This is a genomic window from Brevundimonas terrae, from assembly GCF_011761985.1.
Taxonomy (GTDB): domain Bacteria; phylum Pseudomonadota; class Alphaproteobacteria; order Caulobacterales; family Caulobacteraceae; genus Brevundimonas; species Brevundimonas terrae.
Genome location: NZ_JAASQT010000002.1, coordinates 47006 through 65236, shown reverse-complemented (window position 1 = coordinate 65236; position 18231 = coordinate 47006). Strand labels below are relative to the sequence as shown.

Sequence of the window (18231 nt, the reverse complement as noted above, 5' to 3'; positions counted from 1 at the left end):
CTGCCGCCATGTTCCGTAACGCCTCCCTCCCCCGTTCCCCTGCGCTTTCGATCGCGGTGCCCTATCTGGCCCTGATCGGCGGCATCCTGTTTTTGTCCATCGGCACATCCTTTGCCAAAACCCTGTTTCCGGTGGCCGGAGCCATGGGAACGGCGGCGATGCGCGTGGGTCTGTCATCGCTGATCCTGTTGATGGTCTGGCGGCCTTGGCGGCACAGTTTCACGCGCAAGGACCTGAAAGGTCTGGCCCTTTACGGCGCGGTCATGGGCCTGATGAACCTCAGCTTCTATATGTCGCTGGCCACCATCCCGCTGGGGATTGCGCTGGCCATCGAGTTCACCGGCCCTCTGGCCGTAGCGCTGTTTAACGCCCGTAAGCCGATCCACTTCGTGTGGGTGCTGGTGGCGGCGGCAGGCCTGTCCTTGCTGTTGCCGCTGGATGGCAATGTCAGCACGCTTGATCCGGTTGGCTGTGCGTGGGCGGCAATGGCGGCCCTGTTCTGGGCGCTCTACATCGTGTTCGGACAGCGCGTCAGCCATCTGCCGTCAGGGGCCACAGTGGCCGTCGGCATGACGGTTGCCGCCATGGTGGTGGTGCCCATCGGTGCCGTCAGCGCAGGTGCCGTCCTGCTTGATCCGCGCCTTCTGGCCATGGGGGTTCTGGTGGCGCTGGCCTCCAGTGCCATTCCCTATACGCTGGACATGATCGCCCTGAAGGCCATTCCCAAACGCACCTTCGGTGTGGCGGTCAGTGCCGATCCCGCCATTGGCGCACTGGCGGGTCTGCTATTCCTCGGCGAGCATCTGACCATGCTGCAATGGCTGGCGATTGCCGCCGTCATGACCGCCTCGGTCGGGGCTGTGCTGACCACGTCGCGCAGCGAGAAACCGGCCCTGCCCGCCGCAGACAACGACTCCGACGACCTCGGCGCGAAACAGGCCGCCTGAACGAAAAAAGCCCGCCCCGGGGAATGTCGGGCGGGCAGTTTCGAGGGGACTTGGGCCTACCGACCCCATGAGGGCCGGTAGGTAGTCTTGCGACCCTGGCTTTTTACTGAGGGGGGAAAAAAGTAAATGCCCAGGGCCGCCTCGTCTTAAAACTCCTCAAAGTCTTCGGCGGGGGAACCGTTGACGACAGCTTTAAGACGAGATCTCTGGCTTACGAGGGCGGGCGACATGCCCCCGCGCAAGCGGTGTTCAATGGGACGGGCTTCACGCGAGGTATCCGCAACGGTGGATCGTCCGGTGTTGAAGCGGTTGACCAGCGTGGCCAACTGGCGGGTTTCGTTTTGCAGGGCCGTCGCCGCAGCCGTGGTTTCTTCCACCATGGCGGCGTTTTGCTGGGTGACCTGATCCATCTGGTTCACGGCGGCATTCACCTGTCCCAGACCCGTCGCCTGTTCTTGTGACGAGGCGGCGATTTCGGCAGCCAGTGCGTCCATTTCGGCCACACGCGCCGCAATGGTTTCCAGGGCGCGGCCCGTTTCACCGACCAGTTTCACGCCTTCGGAAACCTCGCTGGCCGAGGCCGAGATCAACGACTTGATCTCCTTGGCGGCCTCTGCCGAACGCTGGGCCAGTGTGCGGACCTCGGAGGCGACCACGGCAAAGCCGCGTCCGCTCTCGCCGGCCCTTGCGGCCTCGACGCCCGCATTCAGGGCCAGAAGATTGGTCTGGAAGGCGATTTCGTCGATGACGCCGATAATGTCGCCAATCTCGGCTGAACGGCGCGAAATGCCGTCCATGGCCGACACAGCCTTCTGCATGACCTCGCCGGAACGATCCGTCTCGGTACGCGCCGCCACCGCGGCCGTGGAGGCCTGACGTGCCCCCTCGGCGCTGCGCTGGACTGTGGCTGTGATCTGGTCCAGCGCCGCAGCCGTCTCTTCCAGACTGGCGGCCTGCTGTTCCGTGCGGCGCGACAGGTCGTCGGCCGAGTTGGCGATTTCTTCGGAGCCGGTTTTCAGCACACCCACCGCGTCCAGCACCTGTTCCAGTGCGGTGCGCAGGCTGCTGGTGGCCCCGTTAAAGTCGTCCTTCACCCGTTGATGCGCGCCATCCAGCGGCGCATCGATCACGGCGCGCAGATCGCCTTCGGACAGTTTGGACAGGTTCTCGGCCAATATCTCGACCAGTCGCGTCTGGGCGGCCTCGTCGGACTGGCGCTGGGCCTCGGCGCGGCGGGTGGCCTGTTCGGCATCGGTGATGTTGATGGCCAGTTTGACCACCTTCACGGCGCGGCCATTATCGTCCAGCACCGGATTATAGGAGGCTTCCAGCCAGACCTCGCGCTGGCCCTTGGCCATGCGGCGGAACTTGCGGGCGACAAAGCGACCCTCGTTCAGTTCGCGCCAGAAGGCCGCATATTCCGCCGTGGTGGCTTCCTGCGGGTCCATGAACATGCGGTGATGCTGGCCACGGATTTCGTCCAGCGTGTAACCCATGGTCTTGAGCAGGTTTTCGTTGGCATCGATAATCGTGCCATCCAGCTCGAACTCGATAACGGCTTGCGAGCGGCCAATCGCCGCCATGCGGCGCTCCAGCTCTTCAAGCCTGATCTTATTCAGTGCGACAGCAGGGTTCTTTCTGAACATTAGAGCGCATCCGGTCTGACAACGGGGGTATTGCCGTAAGCGTGACCTTGGACTTGAAAACCTTTGTTTTTGTAATCACGGCGTTACGTCTTAATCCCCAGCCTAATCTTCACGCCTGATTAACCATAAGTACTGCACAGCAGAGGTTCCGCCTCTCTAGCTTGCCGACAGGCACCGGACCCCGTTTTGCGCCAGCTGATCGCCGCCGCCGAAAGCATCGACCCTGTTGTGGTCACCGGAAAGGTGGCAGGCGTAAACGGTCTGCTGATCGAAAGCCGTGGCGGTCTGTCGCGTCTGGCCGTGGGTGCGCGGGCCGAGATTTCGCGCCGTGGCCAAGCCCCCCTGCCCGCCGAGGTTGTCGGCTTCCGTGACGCCAAGGCGCTTTTGATGCCCTATGGCCCCGTCGAGGGCGTGGCCCCCGGTGCCGATATCAAGATTCTGGAGGCCGCCGCCTCGGTCAGTCCCACCATCCAGTGGCTGGGCCGCGTCATCGACGCCTTTGGCGAACCGATCGACGGGAACGGCCCGCTGTCGCAGGGACCGCAACCCTATATTCTGAAGGCCTCGCCGCCCCCTGCCCATTCGCGCGCCCGTGTCGGCGAGCGTCTGGATCTGGGCGTGCGCTCGATGGATGTGTTCACCACCACCTGTCGTGGCCAGCGTCTGGGTATTTTCGCAGGGTCCGGCGTCGGCAAGTCGGTGCTGCTGTCGATGCTGGCGCGTCAGGCGACCTGTGATGTTGTGGTTGTGGGCCTGATCGGTGAACGGGGCCGCGAGGTGCGCGAGTTCATCGAGGAGACGCTGGGCGAAGAAGGCCTGCGTCGTGCCGTGGTTGTGGTGGCAACCTCCGACGAACCGGCCCTGAAGCGCCGTCAGGCCGCCTATATGACCATGGCCGTGGCCGAATATTTCCGCGATCAGGGGCTTGAGGTTCTGTGCCTGATGGACTCGGTCACCCGCTTTGCCATGGCCCAGCGCGAGATCGGGCTGGCCGCCGGAGAGCCGCCGACGACCAAGGGCTATACGCCGACCGTCTTTACCGAACTGCCCAAGCTGCTGGAACGCGCAGGGCCGGGTCCGGTCTTGCCCGATGGCCGTCAGGCGGGGCCGATCACCGCCCTGTTCACCGTGCTGGTGGATGGCGGCGACCATGACGAGCCGATTGCCGATGCCGTGCGCGGTATTCTGGACGGCCACATCGTTATGGACCGCAAGATTGCCGAGCGCGGGCGCTTCCCCGCCATCGACGTGCTGAAATCGGTCAGCCGCACCATGCCCGAGTGCCAGACCCCGCCCGAGCGCGAGCTGAACCGCCGTGCGCGCCAGTGTCTGTCGGCCTATTCCAACATGGAAGAACTGATCAAGATCGGGGCCTATCGCAGCGGCGCGGACCCCATTGTCGACCGCGCCATCGCCCTTAATCCGATGCTCGAAGAATTCCTGCGTCAGGACAAGGAAGACGTCACCCGTCTGGATGAATCCTTCGAAAGACTTGAATCCATCCTCAACATGGGCATGCTAGAAGCTTGACCGGAGAAGCCACATGACTGCATGGGCGCAATCCCTGATCCGCCTCACCAACTATGAGGTCGAGACCCTGCAAAAGCGCATGGCCGAGGTGGCTGCACGTCGGGCCGATGCGGAAATGAAGCTGGTCATACTGGATGCCGAGGCCGAGGCCGAGCGCGGCAATGCTACCGGCGATCCCCAGCATGCGCTGATGCTTCAGGCCTATATGAACGGCTGGAAACTGCGCCGCGCCCATAGCGAAGGCCTGCTGCAAGCCCTGATCCGCGAGGAAGAAGGGGCGCGTGACGCTCTGACCGCCGCGTTCGAGGAACTGAAGAAGTTCGAGCATGTGGCCGAGGTTTCGCGCCTGAATGCCCGCATGGCGGCCAACCGCCGCGAGAATGCAACCTTTGACGAAATGGGCCTGCGCCGCCGCAACGGCAGTTAAGCCATGATCTCGCGCCGCCAGTGGATGCAGGGATCGGCGGCGCTGGGGGTGGCCCCTTTGCTGGGCGGCTGTTTTCCTTTTGACGAGGGGCCTGACCCTTTGCGGGGCATCCCCGCGCTCAAGGACATAGCGCCCTTCCCCATGGGCACCTGCGCCATGACCGGCCAGCTGGACGATCCGGCGTGGAGCCGTCTGGCCCTGACCCATTTCAACCAGATCACGCCCGAATGGGAGATGAAGATGGAATACATCCTCACCCCTGACGGCTATCGCTTTGATGCTCCTGACCGGATTGCGGACTTCTGTCGCGCCCACGGCATGCACATGCATGGCACAACGCTGGTCTGGTATTCGCAAGGCGAGGAAGCGTTTCGAGGCCTGTCACCCGCCGATTTTCGCCGCAAGTTCGACGACTATATCGCCACCGTTGCCGGTCGTTATCGCGGCAAGTTGCGCGGCTGGGATGTGGTCAACGAGGCCGTGGCCGAGGATGGCAACGGGCTGCGAAGCCATCACTGGTCCGCGGCGCTGGGCGAGATCGACCACATGGTGCGGGCCTTTGAGCAGGCCAAACTGGCCGATCCCGAGGCTGTCCTGTTCATCAACGACTATAATCTGGAGAACAATCCGGCCAAGGGCGACACCTTCCTGCGTCTGGTCGAGCGTTTGCTGAAAGCCGGAGCGCCTGTCGGCGGTATCGGCAGCCAGAGCCATCTGGATATCGAAATCCGTGAAGGACAGATCAGTCGCTTTATCCGCGAGGCCGCACAGTTCGGATTGCCCATCCATATCTCGGAACTGGACGCTTCGCTGAAACGCGAAGGCGGCATGCCGGATGTTAGAACTGTATCAAAAAAGATCAGTCAGCAGACGGAGCGGGTTAAGGAATTAACCGAAACTTACAATACCTTACCTGCACAACAGCGGTATGCATTAACACTCTGGGGTGTGCGCGATACGGATTCATGGCTGCGGCGTCCGCCACATGATGACGGCAAGGACAGTCCGCTGGCCTTCGGGGCGTCAGGACAGCCAACCGCGATGGGCCGCGCCATAGCCGACAGTCTGTCCGGCTAGGCCTCGTTGCCAGCCTATACTGACGCTGAAACGAAAAACGCCCGCTGTTTCCAGCGGGCGTTTTCAAATCCGGTATCGGGTAAATCAGGCCGCTTCGATAGCGCTGCCGACTTCCGACGGGTCGCGCAGTACATAGCCACGGCCCCAGACGGTTTCGATATAGTGTTTGCCACCGGCCGCCGTCGCCAGCTTCTTGCGCAGCTTGCAGATGAAAACGTCGATGATCTTGAGCTCGGGCTCGTCCATGCCGCCATACAGGTGGTTCAGGAACATTTCCTTGGTCAGGGTCGTACCCTTGCGGAGCGAGAGCAGCTCCAGCATCTGGTATTCCTTGCCGGTCAGGTGCACGCGGTGGCCGTTCACTTCGACAGTCTTGGCGTCGAGGTTCACAGCGACTTCGCCGGTGTGGATAATGGCCTGTGCGTGACCCTTGGAGCGGCGAACCACAGCGTGGGTGCGCGCAATCAGCTCGTCCTTGTGGAACGGCTTGGTCAGATAGTCATCGGCACCGCCGCCAAAGGTCTTGACCTTGGTTTCGATCTCGTGGCTGCCCGACAGGATCATGACCGGCGTATTGACCTTGCCGTTACGCAGTTGGCGCAAGACTTCAAGGCCGCTCATATCCGGCAGGTTCAGGTCAAGAAGAATGAGGTCGTAGTCATAGATCTTGCCCAGATCGATGCCTTCTTCACCCAGATCGGTCGTATAGACGTTAAAGCCTTCCGACTTCAGCATCAGCTCGATGCTTTGTGCCGTAGCGTGATCGTCTTCAATCAACAGGACGCGCATTTATGCCCCTCCAGGCAAAGCTTGAGTACAACCGCGCAGACAGCACAGCCCGAGTAACCTTGTTCGTACGTTAACGGGTTAAAACCTTAAGAATGGTTAACGCGATCCCGATATGAAACGCCTACGCTGATTTGCGAATCGGCGTCTAGAGGGTGAGTCAACGATTCGTTAATTTTTGCGCGTCGTGGCCGTTTGCCCCCTGCCCCGCATCGTCTGCGTGCGAACTATCCCCAGTCAATTCACCCATCAGCGATCTTCCAAAGCCAAGCTTTGCAAGGGCAAGCGTCCGCAACTGACGCAGGTTAAGAATATTTTCCTAGCCAACCCGATAGCCCGCACCATGATGGTCATACGGACCCAACAAGGGTCGAGGGGGCCGGAATCAAACGGAATGGGGGAGATGAAGGATTGAACGAGGTTTACCGCGTACCTGTACTGGAAGGGGATCGCATATGTGCCGATGCCGCCCTCAGCCTGACGGCACTGGCCTTTCGTATTCCCGTCGAGGAAATGACCCGCCGCGAGCGTATCCGCCTTCGGGCCTGCCGCGCGCGCTGGTCGGCCATGTATCTGGCCCATGTGTCGTTCGGCTGGCCTCTGGAACGGGTGGCGCATGCCTTTGGACTGAACCGCGCCACGGCCTCGACCGCCTGTCGCTGGGCCGAGGACGAGCGTGACCGCGCCGATTACGACCACCTGATGGAGGGGCTGGAACTGGCCCTGAAACGGTTACTGGACCTGCCTCGCGTCGATCTGGCTCCTGAAATAGTGAAAGGATACCGATGACCGATACCCGTATGCTGGAGCGCGCCCGTCGCCTGATCGAGCGCCCCGATGCGTGGCTGGACGAAACAGGGCAGGGCTATCCCTTGCGGCTGGGCGGAGATCGCAGGGGCCGCGTGGTGCTGTTGCTGGACGAGCCGGCCTTTCGCGCCATTACCGAGCAACCGGGTCTGCGCCGCCGCACCGGCGGAGGATGGAGCGCCCGTCGCATGGCCGCAAATGATGCGCCATCGCGCCCTGCCGGTTGCCCCGGCCAGATTATCGGCGAGCGCACCCTTATGGACAGCGAGGGCAACGCCATCCAGCACCGCGCCAATCTCGGCGAAAGCCCCATTGCCTGGCTGGCGCGGCGCAAGGACCATTCGGGCCGTCCGTGGCTGGCACCGGCCGAGGTCGCGGCGGGCGAGAGACTGCGCCTTGATGCCGAAGCGGCCCTGCGCGGTCCGTCCCTGACCATGCGCTGGGACGGTCTGCCGCGCAGTCGCTCGGGGGCCTCGCCTGCCCGTATCGAACCAACCGATCGCGCCATCAGTGCCTCGGCCCGCGTGGAGGCGGCACTGGCGGCGGCGGGGCCGCATCTGCGCGCCATGCTGGAACAGGTTTGCGTGCGCGGATCATCCCTGCAACTGGCCGAGCAGGCGCTGGCCCTGCGCCGCCGTCAGGGCAAGACGGTGCTGAAGGAAGGGCTACAGGTTTTGGCGCGATATTACGGCTTGACCCTGTAGCCGCTACAGGGTGCAAAAGCCCCGCCATGAGTAGATGTTGCGGTGATGACCTGTGCAGCAGCCAACGCCCCGCCGAAGGGCGCTGGCGGTTGGCCCTGTGGCTGGCGCTGGCGATCAATGCCGGCATGTTTGCGGTCGAGGGTGTGGCGGGGCTGTTGTCCGGCTCGGCCTCGCTTCAGGCCGATGCGCTGGATTTTCTGGGTGATGCGGCCAACTATGCCATCAGTCTCGGCGTGGTCGGGATGGCATTGGTCTGGCGGGCGCGGGCAGCCCTGTTAAAGGGCGTCACCATGCTGGCCTTTGGCAGCTGGGTGGCGGGCGTGACCCTCTGGGGTATGTGGAACGGCCAGACACCGGCCGCCGAGGTCATGGGTGTGATCGGGTTCATGGCCCTGATCGCCAATGTGGTGACGGCGATCATGCTGTTCCGCTTTCGCAATGGCGACGCCAATATGCGCTCGGTCTGGATCTGCTCGCGCAATGATGCCATCGGCAATCTGGCCGTAATGATTGCCGCTCTGGGGGTGTTTGGCACCGGCACGCGCTGGCCCGATCTGGCGGTCGCGGCCATCATGGCGGGGCTGGCCCTGCAAGGCGGCTGGATCATTGTCCAACAGGCCCGAGGCGAGCTGAAATCCACCCGCGTCCCAAGCGCCTAACACCAAATCCTTCTGTCCTTTTCCTCTCTGCGTTACCGGAGTCTGCGTGTCCTTCCATCCTGTTTCACCGCGTGGCCGTCATCTGTTGCTGGCGACGGTTGCCGGTATCGCCACCCTCGCGGCCTCGTCTGTTCTGGCCCAAGAGGCCGACCATCACGACGACGACCACCACGAGGAGGCCACCGAGGTCGAGGACATCATTGTCCACGCGACCCGTTCGGGCCGTCGCATTCAGGACGAGCCGATCCGCGTCGAGGTGGTGAACCGCGAAGAGATCATGGAAAAGCTGCTGATGACGCCGGGCAGCATCGCCATGCTGGTCAATGAAACGGGCGGCGTGCGGGTGCAGACGACATCACCCGCACTGGGCGGCTCCAACATCCGCATGCAGGGGATGAATGGCCGCTATACCCAGCTACTGGCCGATGGCTTGCCGCTGTATGGCGGATCAAGCTCGTCTCTGGGCGTGTTGCAAATCGCCCCGACCGATCTGGGTCAGGTGGAAATCATCAAGGGCGCGGCCTCGGCACTTTATGGTCCTTCGGCGCTGGGCGGGGTGATCAATCTGATCTCGCGCCGCCCGAGCGATGATTTCGAGGCCGAGATTTTGGCCAATATTACCAGCCGCGACGGGCAGGACCTGACCGGCTATGCCGCCCTGCCGTTCGAGGGCGCATGGGGCCAGTCCATTGTCGGTGGCTATCACCGCCAGAGCCGTCAGGACCTTGATGGTGACGGCTGGAGCGACATGCCCGCCTATGAACGCTGGACCATACGTCCGCGCCTGTTCTGGCAGGGGGATGACGGGGCCGAGGCCTTCTTTACGCTCGGGGCCATGACCGAACAGCGCGAAGGCGGCACCGAAAAGGGCAAGACAGCCCCCGACGGCCAACCCTTTGTCCAGTCGCAGGATACCGACCGTTTCGACGGCGGCGCGGTGGCCACCCTGCCCTTCAAGTCGGGCACCTTGCACCTTCGTGCCTCGGCCATGACGCAAAAGCACGACCACCGTTTTGGCCCCGATAGCGAAAGCGATCGCCACAATACCGGCTTTGCCGAGGTCGCCTATGGCCAGCAGAGCGGCGCGACCCACTGGACGCTGGGCGCAGCGGTTCAGGTGGATGACTATGCCAACAAGACCTTTGGCGATTTCGACTACACCTATTCGGTGCCGGGCCTGTTTGCGCAGGTCGAGCATGATTTCAGCGAGATGCTGACGCTGGCGGGTAGTGCGCGTCTGGACCACCACAGCGAATATGGCAGCCAGTTCAGCCCGCGCCTGTCGCTGCTGTTCCGGCCCGATAACTGGACCATCCGCGCCTCGGTGGGTCAGGGCTTTTTTGCCCCGACGCCGTTTGTCGATGTGACCGAGACGGTGGGCCTGTCACGCCTTGAGCCGCTGGACGGCTTAAAGGAAGAGATTGCCCGCACCGCCTCGCTGGATATTGGCTGGAAGCAGGGTCCGGTCGAGGCCAATCTGACCCTGTTCGGGTCGGACCTTGATGATGCCATCCGCGCTGTGACCGATCAGGGACGTATCACTCTGGTGAACATGGACGGTGTAACCCGCACGCGCGGCCTTGAGGCCCTGCTGCGCTATCGTCGGGGGCCGTTTGTGGTGACGGGCAGCTATGTCTATGTCGATGCGACCGAGCCGGATGACCTGAACCAATACCGCCGCGAGACGCCGCTGACGCCCAAACATACGGGCGGGTTTGTTGCCATGTGGGAGGACCACGACCGTGGCCGTCTGGGGCTGGAAGTCTATTACACCGGCAAGCAGTCGCTGGAGGACAACCCCTATCGCCGCGAAAGCCCGTCCTATCTGGAGGTCGGTCTGCTGGGCGAGATCGTGTTTGAAAAGTTCAGCCTGTTCGTCAATGCCGAGAACCTGCTGAACGAGCGTGTGACCAAGCACCACCCGCTATTGCTGCCCGCCCGCGCCGATGACGGTCGCTGGACCACCGATGCCTGGGGGCCAACAGACGGCTTTACGGTCAATGGCGGTATCCGTATCCGTTTTGGCGGCGGCGACCACCACTAGGACAACAGACATGGGCTTAAGCATCGGCGCACTCGCAAAACAGACCGACACCAAGGTCGAGACGATCCGCTATTACGAGCGGATCGGCCTGTTGCCTCAGCCCGCCCGCACCTCTGGCAATTACCGGACCTATGGAGAGGCGGAGTTGAACCGCCTCTCTTTCATCCGTCGCGCCCGCAATCTGGGGTTCTCGATTGAACAGGTCCACGACCTGCTGAACCTGTCGGACCGGCGCGACCAGTCCTGCGCCGAGGTCGATGCCCTGACCCGCAGCCATCTGGCCGAGGTCGAGCGCAAGATTGCCGACCTTCAGGCCCTGCAACGCGAACTGTCCTCGAGGCTCGGCCAATGCAGCCAAGGCACCATCTCGCAATGCCTGATTATCGAGGCGCTGGCTCCGGCCCCGTCTGCGGTCTAGCCTCCACTGGTTAGCGTCTGATCTGGCCCGCTTCTTCGGGGCGCAAGGTCAATACGCGAACACCATCGCGGGTAACGGCAACCGTATGCTCGAACTGGGCAGACAGCTTTCCGTCAGCGGTCACCACCGTCCAGCCATCATCGAGGGTACGCGATCCTCTGCGTCCCTGATTGAGCATCGGCTCGATGGTGAAGGTCATGCCTTCTTTCAGCGTCAGACCCTCCCCGCGCCTGCCGAAATGTAGAACCTGCGGGGCTTCGTGCATTTCCCGACCGATGCCATGGCCGCAGAACTCGCGCACAATGGAATAGCCGTTGCGACGGGCGTGGCGTTCGATGGCAAAACCGATATCGCCCAGCGTCGCCCCCGGCCTGACCGTTCTGATCCCGTGCCACATGGCCTCATAGGTACTGCGCACCAGACGATGCGCGGCATGGGATACGGTCCCGATCATGTAGGTCTTGCTGGAGTCGGCGATGTAGCCGTTCTTTTCCAGCGTGATGTCCAGATTGACGATATCCCCGTCCGTGATGATCTCGGTCGATGACGGCACACCGTGACAGATCACTTCGTTGCGCGAACTGTTCAGCACAAACTCGAAGCCGTATTGCCCCTTGCTGGCCGGTCGGGCCTGAAGCTGATCGACAATGAAGCGCTCGACGCTGTCATTGACCTGCATCGTGCTCATGCCTTGCAGGGACAGGGCATCAACATGGGCAAAAACCGAGGCCAGCAAGCGACCGGACTCGGCCATCAGTGCGATTTCATCAGCCGACTTGATCACGCGGCAGCATCGCCCAGTTGAGGCGCTTCAACCCCTGCGGCCTTCAACTCGCGGGCGACCAGTTCCTGATAGGACAAGCCCGGATGCATTTCGCTCAGCATACCGATCCTGATCCAGAAGGCCGCCTGCGCATTGATCGAACGATAAGACGCCTTGCTGGCACGACGCAGCATGTCGTGCAGATCGTCCTCGATGTTGACTATGCCCACAGGCTTAATCCTTAATATGGTTCATATACGTTTCATATATGAACCATATTAAGGAGACAAGTCCGCCTAGCTGAGGACGGCGGTGAGCTGTTCGGTCAGGGGCTTTTCGCCGGGTTTGATGATGTCCAGCACCTTCCAGCGGCCGCCTTCTTTTTCCAGTTTCACGATCTGGGATTTCTCGGTGCCATCGACGGTGAAGGTGACGGCGGCATCGGCATAGTTGCGTTCGCCCTCGGTGATGGCGACGGTTTTCAGAACCACCTTGCCGCCGCTGCAGTCGCAGACCGGATCATTCTTCAGGTGCGGCTCGCGGTTCGCTTCCTTGGCATTTTTCCAGTCGTAGAAGATCATCGCGTTCAAGGTGCGCTGGATCAGCATGTCGCGACCGGGAGCGACGGGCTCGGCGGGCGGGTGGTCATAGGCAGCATACAGCGCGCGCACGAACTGTTCGGGTGTGCCGTTACCCGCTTCGATGGCGGCCTCGCGTCCGACCTTTTGCGGGGCGGCGGGCTCAGACGGGGCCTCGGCCTCGGGCGAACAGGCCGCCAGCATCAGTGCCACAGCGGCCAGTAATGATAGTTTTGAAGCGGTTGCCATGAGCTGTTGTCCCGTCCCGTTTGATCCCTGTTGCGACCCTAACCCGCCCTGCGAGGGCGCGAAACTGTTTAGGCCCAAACTAGGCCTCGCGGGTCGGGGTCATCGCGATCCTTGCGCCGCGCAAGTATGGACGTACGGGCTGGCCGCTTGCGGCGTTGGATGGCACCGCGCCTGACGACAGCGACAATCCACGCTTGCCACTGGCGCAATCCGTTCATGGCCGTGCGCAGCTTTTGCATCGCGCCCAGTCCCGCCAGCAGCACCATGGCGTCCAGCATGATGGCCATGTCGAAGGCGGCAAACCACATCACCGCCTCGGGCGCGACCATGGCAAATACGCGCAGGCCCTCGGCTTCGAACAGCACCACCAGCCCCAGCCCCGCCAAGGCCAGAGCGGCGTAAAACAGCACCTGCCCACTGGTGATCGCGTTCAGCCGTTGTGCGATGTCGCGCACCCATGCCTGTCCTGCCGCCCGACCTTGCGGCGTTGCGGCCAGCATCAGGACCGCCAGCATCAAACCCGTTACCAGAAACATAATCCCGCCCCTCGAAGACCCGTGTTCATATTGGTGCCGGATGGCCGAATGGCAACGCTGCGTAAAAACAGCGACAAGAAGTGGCCCAATGGGTCTGGTCTGGTCGCACCGGCGTCTGCTAAAGCGCTGTGTATGACCTTTTGCGTGATCCGCACGATTTCGATTAGCCGCCCGGCGTAGCGCTCCAAACCCGAGTTTGGAGACTGGGGCGAACCGCTCCGCGCGCGTCGGGATCGATATCCAAAACGCCCTGATGACCTGTGCCTTTGCTTAACGCCTTTGGCCCTTCATCACTTCACGCTAGACTGCCGCAAATTTTCGCACCCGTTCATCAGGGTGCCGTGCGCTTAGACGAAAAAGACTGACCATGTCCGACGCCGACAACACCGCTACCGAAGCTCGCGATTATCGCGATACCGTCTTCCTGCCGGAAACCGATTTTCCGATGCGTGGCGGCTTGCCGAAAAAAGAGCCGGAAATCCTCGAAAAATGGGGTGATCTGTATTCGACCCTGCGCGCCAAGCGTCAGGCCGCCGGTGCGCCGCTCTATGTGCTGCACGATGGCCCGCCCTATGCCAATGGCGACATCCATATCGGTCACGCCCTGAACAAGACGCTGAAGGACTTTGTCGTCCGCTCGCGTTTCCTGATGGGCCATGACGTCGATTATGTTCCGGGCTGGGACTGCCACGGCCTGCCGATCGAATGGAAGATCGAGGAGGAATACCGCAAGAAGGGCCGTCGCAAGGACGAGGTGTCCAAGGACGAGTTCCGCACCGCGTGCCGCGAATATGCGGGCAAGTTCATCGACCTGCAGCGCGACCAGTTCCTGCGCCTTGGCATCACCGGTGATTTTGCCCACCGCTATGCCACGATGGATTTCAGCTCGGAATCGGCCATCGTTGCCGAGTTCCACCGCTTTAAAAACTCGGGCCAGCTTTATCGTGGCTCCAAGCCGGTGATGTGGTCGCCGGTCGAGCGTACCGCGCTGGCCGATGCCGAGGTCGAGTATCACGACCACGTCTCGCCGACGGTCTGGGTCAAATTCCCCGTCACCGGCATGTCGGACAGCCATCCGGACGACTTGCTGGCCTTCCGCAACAAGACCCCGTCCATCGTCATCTGGACCACGACCCCGTGGACCATCCCGGCCAACCGCGCCATCTCCTATGGCCCCGAGATCAAGTACGGTCTGTACGAAGTCACGGCCATGGAAGAAGGCCTTGAGTTCGAGCCGTGGGCCAAGGCCGGTGATCGTTTCATCATCGCCGACAAACTGGCCGAAGATGTGCTGAAGGCCGGCAAGGTGGCCACCTTTACGCGCATCTACGACATCGATCCGTCGGGTCTGGAATGTGCGCACCCGCTGGCCGCCATGGATACGGGTTACGGCTTTGCCGTGCCGCTGCTGTCGGGTGACCACGTCACCGACGATGCCGGTACCGGCTTTGTGCATACGGCCCCCGGCCACGGCGCGGACGACTATGCCGTCTGGCTGTCGCACGGTCATCGCGAAGTGCCCGAAACGGTTGATCCGGACGGTGCCTATTATCCGCACGTTCCGCTGTTTGCGGGCCTCAAGGTGCTAGAAACCGAAGGCAAGAAGACCGGCAAGTTCGGCCCTGCCAATGGCGCGGTGATGGACAAGCTGATCGAGGCGGGCAACCTGCTGGCGCGTGGCCGCGTCGAGCATTCGTACCCGCATTCGTGGCGCTCGAAAGCGCCGATCATCTTCCGCAACACGCCGCAATGGTTCATCCGTATGGATGAGGAGTTGGCCGACGGCGACACCCTGCGCGAACGCGCCCTGACCGCCATCGACAACACTGCCTTCTATCCGGCGGGCGGTCGCAACCGTATCCGCGCCATGGTCGAGGGCCGTCCGGACTGGCTGATCAGCCGTCAGCGCGCATGGGGCACTCCGCTGGCCATGTTCGTGGACAAGACCACCGGCCAGCCGCTGAATGATCCCGAAGTCGATGCCCGCATCGTCGCCGCTGTCGCCCAGGGCGGCGCGGACGTGTGGTTCACGGCTCCTGACGAAGACTTCCTCGGCAATCACAATCCGGCCCAGTTCGAGAAGATCACCGACATTCTCGATGTCTGGTTCGACAGTGGCTCGACCCATGCCTTTACGCTGGAAGCCCGTGATCCGGCCCACGGCTATAAGGGTGATCGCCCGTCGCACTGGCCCGCCAACCTTTATCTCGAAGGTTCGGACCAGCACCGTGGCTGGTTCCAGTCGTCGCTGCTGGAAGGCTGTGGCTCGCGTGGTCGCGCCCCGTTTAACGAGGTTCTGACCCACGGCTTCACGCTCGACGAGAAGGGCGAGAAGATGTCGAAGTCGAAGGGCAATACGATTGACCCTGCGACCGTCATCAAGGAATCGGGTGCCGATATCCTGCGTCTGTGGGTGTCGCTGGTCGACTATTCCGAAGACCAGCGCATCGGTAAGCAGATCCTGCAAACCACGGTCGATGCCTATCGCAAGCTGCGCAACACCGTGCGTTACCTGCTGGGTGCGCTGAACGGCTTCGACGAGGCCGAGCGCGTGGCCTATGCCGACATGCCGCCGCTGGAGCAGTTCATCCTGCACCGCCTGTGGGAACTGGACGCACAGGTAAAGACCGCCTTCGAGGAATACCGCTTCCAGGACGTGGTGCGTCCGGTGATGGAGTTCTGCACCGGCGACCTGTCGTCGCTGTATTTCGACGTCCGCAAGGACAGCCTGTATTGCGACCGTCCCGACAGCATCAAGCGTCGCGCCGTGCGCACCGTCATGGACGAGGTATTCAACCGCCTGACCGCATGGCTCAGCCCCATCACCCCGTTCACCATGGACGAGGCATGGTCGTCGCGCTTCCCAGAAGCTGAAGCCGGTGCCAACTCGGCCCGTATCCTGCCGTCGGCACCCGCCGAGTGGGAAAATGCCGCCGAGGCCGCACGCTGGGCCAAGGTCCAGCAGGTCATGGAAGTGGTCAACGAGGCCCTCGAAGGTGCACGTCGCGAGAAGGTCATCGGTGGTGCGCTGGACGCATGGCCGACCGTGACGGCACCCGCCGATCTGCTGGCCGCCTATGAAGGTCTGGATGCCGCCGAGGTGTTCCGTACCTCGGGTGCCGAACTGGTGGCGGGCGAGACGATCACCGCTGTGGTCAAGATCGCCGACTATCCGAAATGCGCCCGTTCGTGGCGCAAGGTGCCGGATGTCGGCTCGGATGCAGACTATCCGGACCTGTCGGCGCGCGATGCCGATACGGTACGATATCTGGACAGCTTGAAGGCCTAATGAAGGAAAACGCCCCATCGGAAACGGTGGGGCGTTTTTTCAGCTTCCCGAGTCCTATCCCTTCCTGTTAGGCGAAGGCTATGAAACTTTCCCGTCTTGCGCTGGGCGCCTATGCATTGGCCCTCGTCGTTATCATTGCAGACCAGATCACCAAGGCCATGGTGTTGTCGGCCATGCCCGCAGAGCCTTCGCCCCTGCTGGACGGCTTTCGCATCGCCGATGTCCTGCCGCCCGTCTTCAACCTGACCTTTGTCCTGAATACCGGTGTCAGCTTTGGCATGTTCGGAGGCGGCGAAGCCCGCTGGATCCTGAGCATCTTCTCGATCGGTATGGCGGTGGCGCTGTCGGTCTGGGCCTATAGGGCCAACCGTTGCCTGCTGGCGGCGGCCATCGGTCTGGTGATCGGCGGGGCCATCGGCAATGTCATCGACCGTGTGCGTTTCGGCGGCGTGGTGGACTTCCTCGATTTCTCGGGCACAGGCCTGTTTCCGTGGATTTTCAACATCGCCGATAGCGGCATCACCATTGGTATTGCGCTACTGATCCTCGATTCCTTCCTCTCGGAACGTCGTTCCAAGGTTGGCGTCGCCGTTGAAAAGTCGTAATCTCATCTCTTCCTTATTCGACCCGAGTTGCCCGAGCCTAGGCAGCCGACCGGAGCCGAGCCTGAATATGCGCATTCGTACTGTCCTCACCCTGTCCGTCGCCACCGCCGCGATGCTGAGCCTTGGAGCCTGTGGCTCCATCAAACAGGGCATCGGCCTGACCAAGGTGACACCGGACGAATTCCTGACCGTGTCCTCGGCCCCGCTGGTGGTGCCGCCGGAATACGGCCTGACCCCGCCGTCGCTGGGCGCACCGCGTCCGCAAGAACTGGCCCCCGAATCGGCCGCCCGCCAAATCCTGCTGGGCCAACGCCAAGCCGTAACCCGTACGCCGGGTGAACAGGTTCTGGTCGCTCAAGCCGGTGGCGAGCGCGCAGACCCGCTGGCCCGCTATGTGGTTGACGACGAGTTCGGCGATCTGGCGCACAAGGAAGAAGGTTGGGCCAACCGCCTGATGTTCTGGCGCAAGAATGATCCGGCAACCCAAGCCGCCACCAACCTGATGGGTTCGGACGGCGCGCGCACCGTGGACGCCAACAGCGAACACGCCCGTATGCAGGCCCTGACCGGCGGTCGCGAAGGCATCACCATCGCCCCGCGTCAGGACACCCGCCGCTTCAAGCTGCCGGGCCTGTAAACCCCGCATAGGCACACAAAATCAAAGGCGCAGCTTTAGACAAGCTGCGCCTTTTTTGTAATCTCGCCCGATCTTTACCGGAGCCAGCCATGATTCCACGCGACGTACGCGCCTCTATTGCCGCCCTTGCCCTGTGCCATTCGCTGGGCCGCAACGTCACCAGTGTCTATGACTATGACAAGGCCGAGCACCTGAACATCTCGGTCAGTCTGGACGGCAAGACCATCAGCGGCGTGGATATCTCGCGCAATGCCAAGCTGTCAGGCGACCTGCCCGACATCTATGACCATGCCCGCAAGAACTATATCCACCTCGGTGGCGAGCGCAGTCCCTATACCGGCTATGACCACCTGAGCGGCACCCATTTCATCATCGAGATGCGCGGTGAAACCGCTGCCCTGTATGACCACGACACCGAAAGCTGGAGCCAGTTCAGCTTGAGCTGAATCGGCGGCCGCTGCGCCCGCCTTTTGGCTGCTACGCGCCGCCCTTCGGGTCGCGCTCACGCGCGCCGCTGGATCCTCCGGTC

19 protein-coding genes are annotated in these 18231 nt (G+C 62.3%); 13 read left to right on the top strand and 6 right to left on the bottom strand.

Features of this window, described 5'->3' with window-relative positions:
- Positions 1-8: 8 nt before the first annotated feature.
- A complete protein-coding gene (locus tag FHS64_RS04875; protein WP_167176427.1) occupies positions 9-947 on the top strand; it encodes an EamA family transporter in 939 nt (312 codons plus the stop codon).
- Positions 948-1093: 146 nt separating this feature from the next.
- Here the strand turns inward: FHS64_RS04875 and FHS64_RS04870 are convergent, their stop codons facing one another.
- Complete coding sequence (locus tag FHS64_RS04870; RefSeq protein ID WP_167176425.1) at positions 1094-2593, bottom strand: methyl-accepting chemotaxis protein; 1500 nt, start codon at positions 2591-2593, stop codon at positions 1094-1096.
- A gap of 186 nt (positions 2594-2779) precedes the next feature.
- On the opposite strand from FHS64_RS04870, the gene fliI reads away from it, so the two are divergent.
- Genes fliI through FHS64_RS04855 form a run of 3 tightly spaced genes read left to right on the top strand, consistent with a single transcriptional unit; the run spans position 2780 to position 5627 of the window.
- Positions 2780-4123 (top strand): flagellar protein export ATPase FliI, encoded by a 1344-nt coding sequence (gene fliI, locus FHS64_RS04865; protein WP_167176423.1) that lies wholly within the window; start codon positions 2780-2782, stop codon positions 4121-4123.
- Positions 4124-4136: 13 nt separating this feature from the next.
- Entirely contained in the window at positions 4137-4550 is a 414-nt protein-coding gene (locus FHS64_RS04860; RefSeq protein ID WP_167176421.1) for a flagellar FliJ family protein, read from the top strand.
- Positions 4551-4553: 3 nt separating this feature from the next.
- Positions 4554-5627: an endo-1,4-beta-xylanase gene (locus tag FHS64_RS04855; RefSeq protein ID WP_167176419.1), complete on the top strand. Its 1074-nt coding sequence runs from the start codon at positions 4554-4556 to the stop codon at positions 5625-5627.
- An 84-nt stretch (positions 5628-5711) separates the two neighbouring features.
- On the opposite strand, the gene ctrA is transcribed toward FHS64_RS04855, so the two are convergent.
- Complete coding sequence (gene ctrA, locus FHS64_RS04850) at positions 5712-6416, bottom strand: response regulator transcription factor CtrA (protein ID WP_167176417.1); 705 nt, start codon at positions 6414-6416, stop codon at positions 5712-5714.
- Between the two features lie 408 nt (positions 6417-6824).
- Here ctrA and FHS64_RS04845 point away from each other — a divergent pair, with 408 nt between their 5' ends.
- Genes FHS64_RS04845 through FHS64_RS04825 form a run of 5 tightly spaced genes read left to right on the top strand, consistent with a single transcriptional unit; the run spans position 6825 to position 11045 of the window.
- On the top strand, positions 6825-7202 hold the full coding sequence (locus FHS64_RS04845; RefSeq protein ID WP_167176416.1) for a chromosomal replication initiator DnaA: 378 nt from the start codon (positions 6825-6827) through the stop codon (positions 7200-7202).
- On the top strand, positions 7199-7924 hold the full coding sequence (locus tag FHS64_RS04840; RefSeq protein ID WP_167176414.1) for a DUF6456 domain-containing protein: 726 nt from the start codon (positions 7199-7201) through the stop codon (positions 7922-7924). Before FHS64_RS04845 ends, FHS64_RS04840 begins: the two co-directional genes overlap by 4 nt.
- Before the next feature lie 26 nt (positions 7925-7950).
- Positions 7951-8583 (top strand): cation efflux transmembrane domain-containing protein, encoded by a 633-nt coding sequence (locus tag FHS64_RS04835; protein ID WP_167176412.1) that lies wholly within the window; start codon positions 7951-7953, stop codon positions 8581-8583.
- A gap of 46 nt (positions 8584-8629) precedes the next feature.
- Positions 8630-10627: a TonB-dependent receptor domain-containing protein gene (locus FHS64_RS04830; protein WP_167176410.1), complete on the top strand. Its 1998-nt coding sequence runs from the start codon at positions 8630-8632 to the stop codon at positions 10625-10627.
- Between the two features lie 10 nt (positions 10628-10637).
- Complete coding sequence (locus FHS64_RS04825; RefSeq protein WP_167176408.1) at positions 10638-11045, top strand: MerR family transcriptional regulator; 408 nt, start codon at positions 10638-10640, stop codon at positions 11043-11045.
- A gap of 10 nt (positions 11046-11055) precedes the next feature.
- On the opposite strand, the gene map is transcribed toward FHS64_RS04825, so the two are convergent.
- From map to FHS64_RS04805, 4 genes are all read right to left on the bottom strand, one after another.
- Positions 11056-11829 carry a type I methionyl aminopeptidase gene (map, locus tag FHS64_RS04820; RefSeq protein WP_167176406.1) on the bottom strand — a complete coding sequence of 258 codons (774 nt, stop codon included), beginning with the start codon at positions 11827-11829 and terminating at the stop codon, positions 11056-11058.
- A complete protein-coding gene (locus FHS64_RS04815) occupies positions 11826-12038 on the bottom strand; it encodes a TA system antitoxin ParD family protein (RefSeq protein WP_167176404.1) in 213 nt (70 codons plus the stop codon). Before FHS64_RS04815 ends, map begins: the two co-directional genes overlap by 4 nt.
- A gap of 66 nt (positions 12039-12104) precedes the next feature.
- On the bottom strand, positions 12105-12635 hold the full coding sequence (locus FHS64_RS04810; protein WP_167176402.1) for a DUF3828 domain-containing protein: 531 nt from the start codon (positions 12633-12635) through the stop codon (positions 12105-12107).
- Positions 12636-12703: 68 nt separating this feature from the next.
- Positions 12704-13171, bottom strand: coding sequence for a hypothetical protein (locus FHS64_RS04805; protein WP_167176400.1), 468 nt, complete (start codon positions 13169-13171; stop codon positions 12704-12706).
- Positions 13172-13538: 367 nt separating this feature from the next.
- Between FHS64_RS04805 and ileS the strand changes: the two genes are divergently transcribed.
- The 4 genes from ileS (at position 13539) to FHS64_RS04785 (ending at position 18148) form a co-directional block, all read left to right on the top strand.
- Positions 13539-16460 carry an isoleucine--tRNA ligase gene (gene ileS / locus FHS64_RS04800; RefSeq protein ID WP_167176398.1) on the top strand — a complete coding sequence of 974 codons (2922 nt, stop codon included), beginning with the start codon at positions 13539-13541 and terminating at the stop codon, positions 16458-16460.
- A gap of 80 nt (positions 16461-16540) precedes the next feature.
- Entirely contained in the window at positions 16541-17065 is a 525-nt protein-coding gene (lspA, locus tag FHS64_RS04795; RefSeq protein WP_167176396.1) for a signal peptidase II, read from the top strand.
- 67 nt (positions 17066-17132) lie between these two features.
- Positions 17133-17702, top strand: coding sequence for a DUF3035 domain-containing protein (locus tag FHS64_RS04790; RefSeq protein ID WP_167176394.1), 570 nt, complete (start codon positions 17133-17135; stop codon positions 17700-17702).
- Positions 17703-17791: 89 nt separating this feature from the next.
- Positions 17792-18148, top strand: a complete 357-nt coding sequence (locus tag FHS64_RS04785; RefSeq protein WP_167176392.1) for a hypothetical protein — start codon at positions 17792-17794, stop codon at positions 18146-18148.
- The last annotated feature ends 83 nt before the right edge of the window (positions 18149-18231 follow it).